Origin of the sequence: Ornithinimicrobium pulveris, from assembly GCF_050261105.1 — a bacterium.
Classification (GTDB): Bacteria; Actinomycetota; Actinomycetes; order Actinomycetales; family Dermatophilaceae; genus Ornithinicoccus.
Genome location: NZ_CP189837.1, coordinates 2,812,741 through 2,826,292, shown reverse-complemented (window position 1 = coordinate 2,826,292; position 13,552 = coordinate 2,812,741). Strand labels below are relative to the sequence as shown.

The window sequence follows — 13,552 nt, the reverse complement described above, 5'->3', positions numbered from 1 at the left end:
ATGACGCATCCTGCGTGACGTTGGTTCCGTCGCCGTGGCCACGGAGTTGGGTGGGGTGATGACGGGGCTTCAGCTGTCGTTCAGGGCAGAGCGGAACCGGTGTCGGGTCTGCTACATCTGAGCGCCATGAGCACCGACTCCTATGCCGAGCTGGCCGCGCGCTTCGACGCGCTCACCGAGGCCCGGGCCGAGCACCAGCGCCTCACCTCCCCCCGTGGCGGGCTGGCTCCCCAGCTGCGCGAGGCGCACGAGGAGGTCGACCGTCTCCGGGCCGCCTGGGACAAGGAGGCGCGGGATGTCCGCCGACTCGAAGGCGCCTCGCCGACGCGGGCCTGGGCAGCGATGCGCGGCGGACTCCAGGACCGGCTCGGGCGTGAGCGGGCGGAGGAGGAGGCTGCGGCATACGGGCTCCGGCGGGCCGAGGAGCACCTGGCCCAGCTGGAGCGCGAGGACGCCTCCCTCGTCGCCTCGCTGCGGAGGCTGGGCGACGTCGAGGAGGGGTATGAGGTGGTGCTGGCGCAGGTGCGACGGCGCGCCGAGGAGCCGGACGCCGGGGTGCTGCGTGATCGCGCGGACGAGGCCGGGAGGCAGCTGGAGAACATCCGGTGGCGGCGGGAGCTGGACGAGGCGCTGGAGGCGGGCCACGCCGCGCACCACGCGCTGGAGGCGGCCTGGGAGCAACTGGGCAAGGCCCAGAACTGGTCGACCTACGACACCTTCTTCGACGGCGGCATGCTCGCCTCGATGATGAAGCACGACCGGCTCGACACGGCGACCGAGCTGCTGGACCGGGCTGCGGAGGCGATGCAGCGGCTCTCGCGGGAGCTGGCCGATGTCGACCTGCCCGGCCTGGGGGCGCCGATCGTCGATCAGCTCTCGCGCGGCCTGGACATCTGGTTCGACAACTTCTTCACCGATGTGATGGTGGGACAGCGGATCAAGGTCGCGCGCGAGGACGTCGGCCGTGCCCTGGCCAAGGTGGAGGAGACGATCGCCACGCTGGAGGGGTTGCGCGCCAAGCTGGGGTGAGGCGACCCGCAGGGTGGCGCGTTCCCTCCGCCGAGCCCGATGTGAGCGGACGCGACGGCGCCGGCCCGACCGTGGTGGTCGAGCCGGCGCCGGAGGGGAGCGGCGGCTGCAGGAGGGGCAGCCTGCGGGTCCCCGTCAGCCGTGGGCGTGGTCGGAGAAGTGTCCCTTCTTCTTGGCGACCACGAAGGCCACGACGGCCGCGGCGATCAGGAGAGGCCAGCTCTTGAAGATCCAGCTGAGGACGCCGAGGAGGGCGAAGGCACCCAGGCCCAGGACGACCATCGAGCGCGCGCGTCCGTCCTTCATGGCCTGCTCGGCGTGGGTGCGCCCACCCTCGTCCGGCAGCAGCGCCCAGCCCAGCAGGTAGGCGCCGATCCCCACGCCGAAGAAGCCCAGGACGACCGCGATGGCGCGGACCGCCACCACTGACAAGCCGGTGCTCTCCGCGATGCCGGCGCAGACGCCGCCCACGATGCCGCGGTAGGAGTTGCGCCGCAGGGGCGAGCGCTGGAGGGTCGCGAAGCCCTGGTCGACGCGGCTGCCGGTCGGGGTGCGTGTGGAGGTGGTCGGCTGGCCGTAGGGGGAGCCGGTGGGGGGAGTGTCCTGCGGGCCCTGCGGTCCGGAGGCGCGGTGCTGGTCGGGGAGGGGGAGGACCGGGGGCTTGATCTCGTTCATGCCTCTACGATCCCCCGGGCGAGGGGGGCGGCGGCAGCCGGTGGACTCCCGGATCGGCAGGGGGGATATCCCCCGGCTTAGACAGCGAGCGGCCCCGCACGCGGTGGGCGTGCGGGGCCGTTCGGTGCTCGATCGAGGTGGATCAGAAGTTGATCATGTGCCCCGAGATGCCGTGCATGGCCTCCTTGACGGCCTCGCCCAGGGTCGGGTGGGCGAAGACGACGCGGGAGACCTCGTCGGCGGTCAGGTCCCAGGTCTGGGCCACGTTGACGGCCGGCAGCAGCTCGGTGACGTCCGGGCCGATCATGTGGGTGCCGAGGATCTCGTGGTGCTCGGCGTCCGCGACGACCTTGACGAAACCGACGGGGGCGCCGAGGCCGACTGCCTTGCCGTTGGCCTGGAACGGGAAGGTCGCCGTCTTCACCTCGTGGCCGGCCTCCTTGGCCTGCTCCTCGGTCAGGCCCATCGAGGCGATCTGGGGGTGGCAGTAGGTCGCGCGCGGAATGAACCGGTAGTCGATCGGCATCGTCTCGGCACCGGCCAGGGTCTCGGCGGCGACGATGCCCTGCGCCTCGGCCACGTGCGCCAGCATGAGCTTGGCGGTGACGTCGCCGATCGCGTAGACGTTGTCGACATTGGTGCGCATGTAGTCATCGATCGCGATGGCCCCACGGTCGGTGAGCTCGACCCCGATCTTCTCCAGGCCGAAGCCCTCGGTGCGGGGGGCGAAGCCGATCGCGGAGAGCAGCCGGTCGGCCTCCAGCACCTCTTCCTTCCCGTCCTTGCTCACGGTGACCTTGACGCCGTCGCCGGTGTCCTCGACGGACTCCACCTTGGTCGAGGTCAGGACCTTGATGCCGAGCTTCTTGTATTCCTTGGCCAGCACCTTGGAGACCTCGGCCTCCTCCAGCGGAACCATCCGGTCCAGGAACTCCACGATCGTCACGTCCACGCCGAAGTTGGCCATCACGTACGCGAACTCGACGCCGATCGCGCCGGAGCCGGCGATGATGATCGAGCCGGGCAGGTCGTCGTCAAGGATCTGCTCCTCATAGGTGACGACGTTCTTGCTCACCTCGACCCCGGGCAGCATCCGCGTGACCGAGCCGGTCGCCAGGATCAGGTTGTCGAAGGTCAGGCTGGTCGTGTCCCCACCGTCGCCCTCGACGTCCATCGAGGTCGGGGACGTCAGCGTGCCCCAGCCGTCCACCTCGGTGATCTTGTTCTTCTTCATCAGGAAGTGGACACCCTTGACGATGCCCTCGGAGACCTGCCGCGACCGCTTGTGCGTCGGCCCGTAGGCCATCGTCGCGTCGCCCTCGATCCCGTACTTCTTCTTCTCGTGCTGCAGGGTGTGCGCGAGCTCGGCGTTCTTCAGCAGCGCCTTGGACGGGATGCACCCGACGTTGAGGCAGACGCCGCCCCAGTACTTCTTCTCGACGACGGCGACCTTCTTGCCCAGCTGGGCCGCGCGGATCGCCGCGACATACCCGCCGGGACCGGCGCCCAGGACAACAACGTCATAGTGATCGGCCATACGCCCAAGTATGCCGTCACCCGGGGGCTGCCGCCCCCGGGCACCCCCGCGCACGGTCGAGGTGCCCGAGGAGGACTGCTCGTTCCGTTCGTGTCGGTCAGTTCTCGTCGTCGACGATCTCGCCGTCGAAGATCTCCTCGTCCTCGCCGGCTGAGGAGTCCCCGTCGGAGCCCGATCCGCGAAAGTCGTCCTCGTCCTTGGCCACCTCCGCCTCGGCGAGCATGCGGTACAGATCGCGGCGGGTCCGGTCGATCACCTCGGCGGCCTGCCCGGTCAGTCGGTCATCGCCGGCCTGGCCCACCGCCTGGGTGGCCATCGCCAGGCTGCCCAGCGCCTTCCACAGCGTGCTGCCGCTCTTGTTGCGCGACCCGTGGTCCCGGTCGCCGCGCTCGCCGCGGTGCCGGTGGTCGCGGTCGCGACCCCGCCGGTGCTCGGGCCGCCGACCACGCCCACCGCTCCACGGGTCGTCCGGCTCGGAGCCTGAGCGGTTGCCGAAGAGCAGGGAGGGGCCGGCATCCGCAGCCTCACGCCCCAGGTCGGTCAGTTGGTAGGCCTTGCGCCCGTCCAGCTCGATCTGCTCGACGAGCCCCTCGTCCTCGAGCTGGGAGAGCGCGGGGTAGATGGCGCCCGAGCTCGGGGTCCAGGCCCCGTCGGTGTGCTCGGCGATGCCCTGCATGAGCTGGTAGCCGTTCATCGGCTCGTCCTGCAGCAACTCCAGGATGGCGCTGCGGACGTCGCCGCGGCGCGCGCGTCGGCCGCCCGGCCGGGGGCCGCGCCGCTCGCCGGCCCAGCCCTTCTCACCCATGAGGTCGCCCAGGTTGATGCCTGGCCAGCCGCCGGTCCCCAACGGGCCCTGCGGGCCGAAGATGCCGCCCGGCCCCATCGGGCCACGCGGTCCGAACGGCCCCTCCGGGCCAAAGAACTGCTCGGGGTCGAAGCCCCGTCCTCGGTTGGTCATGGTGTCCTCCCTGACTGTGTGCGGCGCGAGGTGATTCACGAGTCGGATCAGCGTCCGCCGCCGCGCTGGTGTCGCGACACATCACAGAGTGTCACGACGCATCTCGATATGTCAACGCTATATCGATAACAGCGTTTCACGCCAGATTGACGCTACGTCATGTGCCGTGCATCACATTCCCGAGGAATCTGCGGCAGAAGGGTTGACGGCGGGGCAGTCGCCGGTCATTGTTGTCGGCATGCAGATCTTTGCCCTCGTACTTATTACCTCGGGACGTGACACGGCCTAACCCCAGCCGCTGTCGCGTCCTCCCCTCGTTTGCCCGCCGGGCCGAGGGGTTTTTTGTTGCCCGACACCCGACCTCCGACTCCACCACCAGCCACCAGCAGTCAGGACAGACCATGACCACCACGCATCCGACCAGCACCGCGCTCGCCGACGGCGCTGCGGAGATCGCCCCCGGCAGCACCGGCGGCGCGACTCCCGGGCCCACCCCGCGGACCGGCGCCGAGGCCCTCGTCGCCACCTTGCAGCGCGTGGGTGTGGAACACATCTTCGGCCTGCCGGGCGGGGCGGTCCTGCCGCTCTACGACGCGCTCTATGGCGCGGAGGGGATCCGACACATCCTGGTGCGGCACGAGCAGGGAGCCGGCCACGCCGCCCAGGGGTATGCCGCTGCCACCGGTCGCGTGGGCGTGTGCCTGGCGACCTCGGGCCCGGGGGCGACCAACCTGGTGACGCCGCTGGCCGACGCCAACATGGACTCGGTCCCGATGGTCGCCATCACCGGCAATGTGGCCAGCACGGCGATAGGCTCGGACGCCTTCCAGGAGGCCGACATCCGGTCCATCTCGATGCCGGTCACCAAGCACTCCTTCCTCGTCACCCGGCCCGATGAGATCGCGCCGACCGTCGCCTCGGCCTTCCGCCTGGCGGCCAGCGGCCGTCCCGGCCCGGTCCTGGTCGACGTGACCAAGGACGCGCTGGTCGCGCAGGCCGACGACACCTTCCGTGAGCTGCCGATGCCGGGCCTGCGGGTCCCGGGCCTGGTCAGCCCCGAGGCGGTCCGCGACGCGGTCGAGCTGATGCTGACGGCCCGCAAGCCGGTGCTCTACGTCGGTGGTGGATGCGTGCGCGCCAACGCCCATGCCGAGGTGCGCCAGCTGGCCGAGCTGACCGGTATGCCGGTCGTCACCACCCTGATGGCGCGCGGCGTCTTCCCCGACAGCCACCCCCAGCACATGGGGATGCCCGGGATGCACGGCAGCGTCTCCGGGGTCACCACCTTGCAGAAGTCGGACCTGATCATCTCCCTGGGTGCTCGCTTCGATGACCGGGTCACCGGCGCCAAGCACACCTTCGCCCCCAACGCCACGATCATCCACGCCGACATCGACCCCGCCGAGATCGGCAAGAACTTCCCGTGCGCCGTCGGACTGCCGGGCGACGCGCGCTCGACCATCACCCAGCTGATCCTGGAGTGGACCCGTCGCACCGCGGCCGGCGCGGCTCCCGACTACGAGGCCTGGGTCGCCCGGTGCGTGGACTGGAAGGCCCGCTACCCGCTGGGCTATGAGGAGCCCTCCGACGGCGCCATGGCACCCCAGCTCGTCATCGAGCGGATCGGGGCGCTGTCCGGACCGGAGACGATCGTCGCCGCCGGCGTCGGTCAGCACCAGATGTGGGCCAGCCAGTTCGTCCGCTACGAAGAGCCCCGCCGCTGGCTCAACTCCGGCGGCCTGGGCACCATGGGGTATGCCGTGCCCGCCGCCATGGGCGCCAAGGTCGGCCGACCCGACCAGACGGTCTGGGCGATCGACGGCGACGGCTGCTTCCAGATGACCAACCAGGAACTGGCCACCTGCTCGGTCGAGGGCATCCCGATCAAGGTCGCGATCATCAACAACGCCGCCCTGGGCATGGTCAAGCAGTGGCAGGCGCTCTTCTACTCCGAGCGCTTCTCCGCCTCCCAGCTTCCCTCGATGCAGGTCCCGGACTTCACCACGCTGGCCCAGGCCTACGGCTGCGTCGGGCTGCGCTGCGACCGGCCCGAGGACGTCGACCGCACCATCGAGGAGGCGATGGAGGTGGACGACCGCCCGGTGGTCGTGGACTTCCGCGTCAGCAAGGATGCGATGGTCTGGCCGATGGTCGCCGCCGGCACCAGCAACGACGAGGTCCTCTACGCCCGCGACGTCCGGCCCGACTTCGGGGAGGACGTGTGACCCTCCTGCACGACTACCCGCCCGAGGAGCCTGCCCTTCCGACCGCTCCCGCCGCCTACGACCCCGCCCCGTCCACCGCGAAGACCACCACGACCAGCACCACCACCCCCCACGAGCAGCAGCACCCCAACCCGAAAGGCACCACCGCCATGAGCAACCGCACCACCCGCCACGCCCTGTCCGTCCTGGTCGAGAACAACCCCGGCGTCCTCGCCCGCGTCTCGGTCCTGTTCGCCCGCCGCAACTTCAACATCGACCACCTCGTCGTCGGCCCGACCGAGGACAGCAAGGTCTCCCGGATGACCATCGTCGTCAACGTCAGCGACGAGCAGCTGCACCGCGTCACCAGCCAGCTGGACAAGCTGGTCGAGGTCATCCACATCGAGGAGCTCGCCGACGCCGACGCCATCCGCGCCCAGCTGTGGCAGATCAACGACCACGGCCCCCGCCCGGTCGGCGCGATGGCGGCCGCCGCCTTCTAGGACGACCCGTCCACACGCCATACCTGAACCAGACACCACCCGACCACAGGAGAAGAAGAGCCGACATGGCCACGATGTACTACGACGACGACGCCGACCTGTCCCTGATCCAGCAGCGCAAGGTGGCCGTGCTCGGCTACGGCAGCCAGGGTCACGCCCACGCCCTGTCGCTGCGCGACTCGGGGGTGGACGTCCGGGTCGGGCTCGCCGAGGGCAGCGGCAGCCGCGCCAAGGCGCAGGCCGAGGGCCTGCGGGTGGTGACGCCCGCCGAGGCCTGCGCCGAGGCCGACGTGATCATGGTGCTCGTCCCCGACCACGTGCAGCGCCACCTCTACACCGAGGCGATCGAGCCGCACCTGAGCGAGGGCAAGGCGCTCTTCTTCAGCCACGGCTTCAACATCCGCTTCGGCTACATCACCCCGCCGGCCGACGTGGACGTCTGCATGGTCGCGCCCAAGGGCCCCGGCCACCTCGTGCGCCGCGAGTATGTCGACGGCCGCGGTGTCCCCGTGCTCGTCGCCGTCGAGCAGGACGCGACCGGCAACGCCAAGGCGCTCGCGCTGTCCTACGCCGCCGCGATCGGCGGGCTGCGCGCCGGCGGTATCGAGACCACCTTCACCGAGGAGACCGAGACCGACCTGTTCGGCGAGCAGGCGGTGCTGTGCGGCGGGATGAGCCAGCTGGTGCAGTACGGCTTCGAGACGCTGATCGAGGCCGGCTACCAGCCCGAGGTCGCCTACTTCGAGTGCCTGCACGAGCTCAAGCTGATCGTGGACCTGATGTATGAGGGCGGCATCGCCAAGCAGCGGTGGTCGGTCTCGGACACGGCGGAGTACGGCGACTACGTCTCCGGCCCGCGCGTGATCGATGAGAGGGTCAAGGAGAACATGCAGGCGGTGCTCGAGGACGTCAAGAACGGCGCCTTCGCCCAGCGCTTCATCGACGACCAGGAGGCGGGCGCGCCGGAGTTCACGGGCCTGCGCGACAAGGGTGCCGCCCACCCGATCGAGGCCGTCGGCAAGGACCTGCGCGGCATGATGGCCTGGGTCAAGAGCCACGAGAACGACGGCGACTACGTCGAGGGGTCGGCGGCCCGTGGCTGAGACGAGCACCGGGACGCAGGCGAGCACACGGCATACGGGATCGGACGGCCAGCCCGACATCAAGCCGCGCTCGCGGGACGTCACGGACGGCCTCGAGAAGGCGGCCGCCCGCGGCATGCTGCGCGCGGTCGGGATGGGTGATGACGACTTCGCCAAGCCGCAGATCGGCGTCGCGAGCAGCTGGAACGAGATCACCCCGTGCAATCTCTCGCTCGACCGGCTCGCCAAGGCGGTCAAGGACGGGGTGCACGCGGCGGCCGGCTACCCGCTGGAGTTTGGGACGATCTCGGTCTCCGACGGCATCTCGATGGGGCACGAGGGAATGCACTACTCCCTGGTGTCGCGCGAGATCATCGCCGACTCGGTCGAGACGGTGATGTCGGCCGAGCGGCTGGACGGGTCGGTGCTGCTGGCCGGGTGCGACAAGTCGCTGCCCGGGATGCTGATGGCCGCGGCGCGGCTCGACCTCGCCTCGGTCTTCGTCTATGCCGGGTCGATCCTGCCCGGGCGTGCCCGCCTGTCGGACGGCTCCGAGCGCGAGGTGACGATCATCGACGCCTTCGAGGCGGTCGGGGCGTGCTCGCGCGGGCTGATGTCGCGCGAGGACGTGGACGCGATCGAGCGGGCGATCTGCCCGGGCGAGGGTGCGTGCGGCGGGTTCTACACGGCCAACACGATGGCCGCTGCCGCAGAGGCCCTGGGTATGTCGCTTCCCGGCTCCGCGGCGCCGCCCGCCACCGACCGGCGCCGGGATGGGTTCGCCCGGCGCAGCGGTGAGGCGGTCGTGGAGATGCTGCGGCGCGGGATCACCGCCCGGCAGATCCTGACCAAGGAGGCCTTCGAGAACGCGATCGCGGTGACGATGGCCTTCGGTGGGTCGACGAATGCCGTGCTGCACCTGCTGGCCATCGCACGGGAGGCCGAGGTGGAGCTGTCGCTGGAGGACTTCCGACGGATCGGTGCGAAGGTGCCGCACCTGGCCGATGTCAAGCCCTTCGGGCAGCACGTGATGGTCGACATCGACCGGATCGGCGGCATCCCGGTGGTGATGCAGGCGCTGCTCGACGCGGGGCTGCTGCACGGTGATGCGCTGACCGTGACCGGCAAGACGGTGGCGCAGAACCTGGCCGAGCTCGGGGCACCGCCCCTGGACGGCACGGTGATCCGGCAGCTGGACAACCCGATCCATGCCACGGGCGGGCTGACGATCCTGGACGGGACGTTGGCGCCAGGTGGTGCGGTCGTGAAGTCGGCGGGCTTCGACTCCGAGGTCTTCCGAGGCACGGCGCGGGTCTTCGACGGTGAGCGGGCGGCGATGGATGCGCTCGAGGACGGGACGATTGCGGCCGGGGACGTCGTGGTGATCCGCTATGAAGGGCCCAAGGGCGGCCCGGGGATGCGCGAGATGCTCGCGATCACCGGGGCGATCAAGGGCGCCGGGCTGGGCAAGGATGTGCTGCTGATCACCGACGGCCGGTTCAGCGGTGGGACGACCGGGTTGTGCGTCGGCCACATCGCGCCCGAGGCGACCGAGGGCGGCCCGATCGCGCTGGTCGAGGACGGCGACCAGATCGTGCTCGATGTGGCCCATGGCCGACTGGATCTGGAGGTCGCGGAGGAGGAGCTTGACCGCCGCCGAGCGGCCTGGTCAGCCCCCGAGCCCCCGGACCGCGCCCGCCGCGGCGTCCTCGCCAAGTACGTCGCCCTCGTCGGCTCAGCCTCGGAAGGCGCCGTCACCCACTGACGACCGGGGACCCGGTTTGGCCCGACCGGGGACCCTGTTTGTCGTGACCGGGGACCCGGTTTGTCTCGACCGGGGACGCGGTTTGTCGTGACCGGGGACGCGGTGTGTCCCGACCGGGGACGCGCCGGGTCGAGCGGTCTGCGCTGCGCCTCTCATACGGCATACCGGGCCGGTCTGGGGTGCGCCCCGCCCGGACGCACCGACCCCTAGCGTTCACGTGAACGCTGGGGGTCGGTCGTGTCGGGGGTGTCCCGACTGGAACCCATCGGGGTCAGCGCGTGAGTTCGGTCACGAGGTCGGTGACGCGGCGCTCGATCTCGTCGCGGGTGCGGCGGGTCGTGGCCGAGTCCTGGCCGATGACGGGATCGATGTCCCAGTCGAGGTGGTGCCGGCCGTGGACCGGCAGGTCGCGCTCGGGGACGCCGATGGCCACGACATAATCCGCCGCCGAGGTGGCGTCGGCGGTGATCGGCTTGGCGTAGGCCTCGGACAGGTCGATGCCCTTCTCCTCCATCGCGGCCACCACGTCGGGCAGCACCTCCCCGAGCGGGTTGACGCCCGCCGACCAGGCGCGGATCCGCCCGTCGGACTGCGCGTTGGCGAAGGCCGCGGCCATCTGCGAGCGGCCGGCATTGCCATTGCAGATGAAGAGCACATCGAGCACGCCCTGCTGGTCCACCCCCTTGGCATCAGCCAGTTGGATGAGGCGCTCGCGGGCGAACTTCTCCACCAGCACCGGCAAGAACTGCGGCGCCTTGTTGGTCGGCTCGAGCCCTGCGATCGAGTCCGTGACCACACCCTCGACCTCGGCCTCGGTGAAGGCGCCGTTGTAGCGGTCGGTCAGGCGGCGGATGATTTGGCGGGTCAGGTCCTGGTCCATGGCTCGGGCTCCCTCAGTCCGCCGCGCGGCGCTCGCCCGCGGGCTGGCCCTCGTTGTCTGCAACCTCGCCCGCATGCTCGCCCGCGTCGGCCGGCGCCTCACGAGCGGCCTCGCCCTCGTCGGCCGACGCCTCACGAGCGGGCTCGCCCTCGTCGGCCGACACCTCGCTACCGCTCTCGGCGTGCAGCTCCTCGAGCACGTCGTCCAGCTCCTTCTGCACCTCCGGGTCGACCTCCCGCGAGCCGAGCTCGTCGTGGAGCAGGGTGTGCACGAGTTCCTCGACGCGCTCCTTGAGCAGGTCGAAGGCGGCACCCAGGTCCTCAGCGGAGCTGCCGTCCAGCGGCTTGACGTCCTCCCAGTCGATCTGGTGCAGACCGTGGGCCGGCATCTCGGCCAGCTCCTCCTCGCTCAACCCGAGCGTGACGACCACGTCCGAGGCGAGCGCGGCCTTGCCGGTGATCGGGGGGACCTCGTCGGGCTCGGGCTCCAGCCCGCGGTCGCGGATGACCTCATCCACGGTGTCCGGGATCTCCTCGGCGGGGGAGACGCCGGCCGAGCGGGCCCGCACCAGACCCTCACCGCTCGCGTTGGCGATCGCGGCGGCCATCCGGCTGCGGCCGGTGTTCTCGTCGTCGATGAAGAGGACCTGCTGCACCTGGTCCAGGTCCAGGTCCTGCTCCTTCGCCCGCTCGCGGAGCAGCTCCTCGGTGCGTCGCTGCACGAAGATCGGCCCGAAGTCGGAGATCTCGGAGGTCTCCTCCACCTCCTCCCGGGCGGTGCCGACCGCGGTCCGGACGGTGTCCTCGTCCAGGCTCCCGCGGTACTTCTCGATGAGGTGCTCAGTCAGCTTGTTCAGCTCGTCGTCGTCGATGCGCGCCATGCCAACAGCCAACCAGCGGCGGCCCGACGCCGGGTGAGGATCAGGTGACGGGTCGGTGAACACCGTGGGCGGATGGGAGGATGTCCGGTATGCCGGTTCGCGCCCTCGAGCAGCTCCTCGCCGATCCCTCGGGCCAGTCGTGGGCCATCCTGTGGCGGCAGGGCGAGAACGGTGACCCCGGTCCGGCGGAAGTCATCCTCGGCGAGGTCGTCGACCTCGACCGGCTGGCCGACCTCCCGCGCCCCGAGGCGGGCGCTCCGGTGCTCGCGCTGGTGCCCTTCCGGCAGATCGCCGAGCGGGGTTTCGACGCCCACGACGACGGCACCCCGCTGCGCGTGCTGCGCCCGACCGGACCTACGGCATACCAGACCCTGGACGTTGCGGACCTGGTCGCCGCGCTGCCGGACGTGCCGGTGGAGGTGAGCGGGGAGCGGTTCAGCGTGAGCGACGAGGACTACGCCGCGACCGTCGAGCGGGTCATCGAGGACGAGATCGGCAATGGCGAGGGCGCCAACTTCGTCATCCGGCGAGATGTGTTGGCGCACACTGATTCTGACCCCGCGATCGCCGCGCTGACCTGGCTGCGGACGCTGCTCGTGGACGAGCGCAATGCGTACTGGACGTTCGCCGTCCACACCCCCGGCCACACCCTCGTCGGCGCGACCCCTGAGCGGCACGTGAGCGTGCGCGACGGGCGGGTCTGGATGAACCCGATCTCCGGCACCTTCCGGCACCCGCAGGACGAGGCCGAGGTCGAGCCGAGTTTTCGGCGCTTCGTCAAGGACACCAAGGAGACCGAGGAGCTCTTCATGGTGGTCGACGAGGAGATGAAGATGATGGCGCAGATCTGCTCGGACGGCGGGCGGATCACCGGGCCCTACCTCAAGCAGATGGCGCACCTGACGCACACCGAGTACCTGCTCGACGGATCGAGCGAGGCGGATGTGCGCGATGTCTTGCGCGCCACCATGTTTGCCCCGACCGTGACCGGTTCGCCGATGGAGAACGCCTGCACGGTGATCCGGCGGCACGAGCCGACCGGGCGCGGCTACTACTCGGGCGTGCTGGCGCTGATCGACCTGGACGAGGAGGGTGGTGAGCGGCTGGATGCGCCCATCCTGATCCGCACCGCGCACGTGGACGCGGCCGGCTCGATCCGGGTGTCGGCGGGGGCCACGCTGGTGCGGCACAGCGACCCACTCTCGGAGGTGGCGGAGACCTCGGCCAAGGCGCGGGGCATGCTGGCCGCGCTGGGGCTGCGGCCGCGCCGCGAGCTCGGGTATGCCGTGGAGCTGGCTTCCCTGCCCGGCGTCGCCGAGGATCTGTCCGGCCGCAACGACTCGCTCTCCCCCTTCTGGCTGGCGCCGCAGGAGGCCCGGCCCGACCCGGTGCTCACCGGCAAGCGGGTGCTGGTCGTGGATGCCGAGGACACCTGGACCCAGATGCTCGCGCACATGGTGCGGCATGTCGGGATGGCTGCCGAGGTGCGGCGGTGGGAGCAGGTGCAGGTCGAGGACGTGCTGGACGCGCGGTGGGACCTCGTGCTCTACGGTCCTGGTCCCGGTGACCCCGACGATGCCGAGGACCCGCGGATCCAGCGGTTGCGCGAGGTGGTCGAGGCGCGCCTGGAGGCCGGGAAGCCGGTGCTGGCCGTGTGCCTGTCGCACCAGGTGCTGGCCTCGCTGGCCGGGCTGGAGATCGGCAAGTTGCCGCGGCCCAATCAGGGGGTGCAGCTGCCGGTCGATCTCTTCGGGCAGGTGCGGCGGATCGGGTTCTACAACACCTTCGTCGCGCGGCCGCCGGAGCAGGGCGAGGTCGCGGTGGCCGGGCGGCCGCTCGAGATCTCGGTGCACGAGCCCGACGAGGCCGTGGTGGCGCTGCGCGGGCCGGGGGTCGCGACGATCCAGGGGCACTCCGAGTCGGTGCTCTCCCGCGATGGGCTCGTGGCGCTGCACGACCTGCTGCGGCACGCGCTGACCACCTCCGCCTGAGCCGCCCTCGTCTGGCACGGGTGGTCCGGCCTCTGGTGGGTCGACGCG

The 13,552-nt window shown here is 70.7% G+C and carries 11 protein-coding genes; 6 read left to right on the top strand and 5 right to left on the bottom strand.

The window, feature by feature from the left end:
• The first annotated feature begins 126 nt into the window (after positions 1 to 126).
• Positions 127 to 1,029: a hypothetical protein gene (locus ACQBAT_RS13285; RefSeq protein ID WP_420747334.1), complete on the top strand. Its 903-nt coding sequence runs from the start codon at positions 127 to 129 to the stop codon at positions 1,027 to 1,029.
• Positions 1,030 to 1,164: 135 nt separating this feature from the next.
• Here ACQBAT_RS13285 and ACQBAT_RS13280 read toward each other — a convergent pair whose 3' ends face one another.
• The 3 genes from ACQBAT_RS13280 to ACQBAT_RS13270 form a co-directional block, all read right to left on the bottom strand.
• Entirely contained in the window at positions 1,165 to 1,704 is a 540-nt protein-coding gene (locus ACQBAT_RS13280) for a PspC domain-containing protein (protein ID WP_420747333.1), read from the bottom strand.
• Positions 1,705 to 1,846: 142 nt separating this feature from the next.
• Complete coding sequence (gene lpdA, locus ACQBAT_RS13275) at positions 1,847 to 3,241, bottom strand: dihydrolipoyl dehydrogenase (RefSeq protein WP_420747332.1); 1,395 nt, start codon at positions 3,239 to 3,241, stop codon at positions 1,847 to 1,849.
• A gap of 97 nt (positions 3,242 to 3,338) precedes the next feature.
• Positions 3,339 to 4,199 carry a PadR family transcriptional regulator gene (locus ACQBAT_RS13270; protein ID WP_420747331.1) on the bottom strand — a complete coding sequence of 287 codons (861 nt, stop codon included), beginning with the start codon at positions 4,197 to 4,199 and terminating at the stop codon, positions 3,339 to 3,341.
• Between the two features lie 401 nt (positions 4,200 to 4,600).
• Between ACQBAT_RS13270 and ACQBAT_RS13265 the strand changes: the two genes are divergently transcribed.
• From ACQBAT_RS13265 to ilvD, 4 genes are all read left to right on the top strand, one after another.
• Positions 4,601 to 6,424 (top strand): acetolactate synthase large subunit, encoded by a 1,824-nt coding sequence (locus tag ACQBAT_RS13265; protein WP_420747330.1) that lies wholly within the window; start codon positions 4,601 to 4,603, stop codon positions 6,422 to 6,424.
• The gene (ilvN, locus tag ACQBAT_RS13260; protein WP_420747329.1) at positions 6,421 to 6,906 is read left to right on the top strand and encodes an acetolactate synthase small subunit; all 486 of its coding nucleotides are present in this window, start codon (positions 6,421 to 6,423) and stop codon (positions 6,904 to 6,906) included. Before ACQBAT_RS13265 ends, ilvN begins: the two co-directional genes overlap by 4 nt.
• Before the next feature lie 65 nt (positions 6,907 to 6,971).
• A complete protein-coding gene (ilvC, locus tag ACQBAT_RS13255) occupies positions 6,972 to 8,009 on the top strand; it encodes a ketol-acid reductoisomerase (protein ID WP_420747328.1) in 1,038 nt (345 codons plus the stop codon).
• Positions 8,002 to 9,753, top strand: a complete 1,752-nt coding sequence (gene ilvD / locus ACQBAT_RS13250; RefSeq protein WP_420747327.1) for a dihydroxy-acid dehydratase — start codon at positions 8,002 to 8,004, stop codon at positions 9,751 to 9,753. Before ilvC ends, ilvD begins: the two co-directional genes overlap by 8 nt.
• Before the next feature lie 271 nt (positions 9,754 to 10,024).
• On the opposite strand, the gene ACQBAT_RS13245 is transcribed toward ilvD, so the two are convergent.
• Entirely contained in the window at positions 10,025 to 10,633 is a 609-nt protein-coding gene (locus tag ACQBAT_RS13245) for a three-helix bundle dimerization domain-containing protein (protein ID WP_420747326.1), read from the bottom strand.
• A 13-nt stretch (positions 10,634 to 10,646) separates the two neighbouring features.
• Positions 10,647 to 11,513 (bottom strand): low molecular weight phosphatase family protein, encoded by an 867-nt coding sequence (locus ACQBAT_RS13240; protein WP_420747325.1) that lies wholly within the window; start codon positions 11,511 to 11,513, stop codon positions 10,647 to 10,649.
• A gap of 89 nt (positions 11,514 to 11,602) precedes the next feature.
• Here ACQBAT_RS13240 and ACQBAT_RS13235 point away from each other — a divergent pair, with 89 nt between their 5' ends.
• On the top strand, positions 11,603 to 13,504 hold the full coding sequence (locus ACQBAT_RS13235; RefSeq protein ID WP_420747324.1) for an anthranilate synthase family protein: 1,902 nt from the start codon (positions 11,603 to 11,605) through the stop codon (positions 13,502 to 13,504).
• The last annotated feature ends 48 nt before the right edge of the window (positions 13,505 to 13,552 follow it).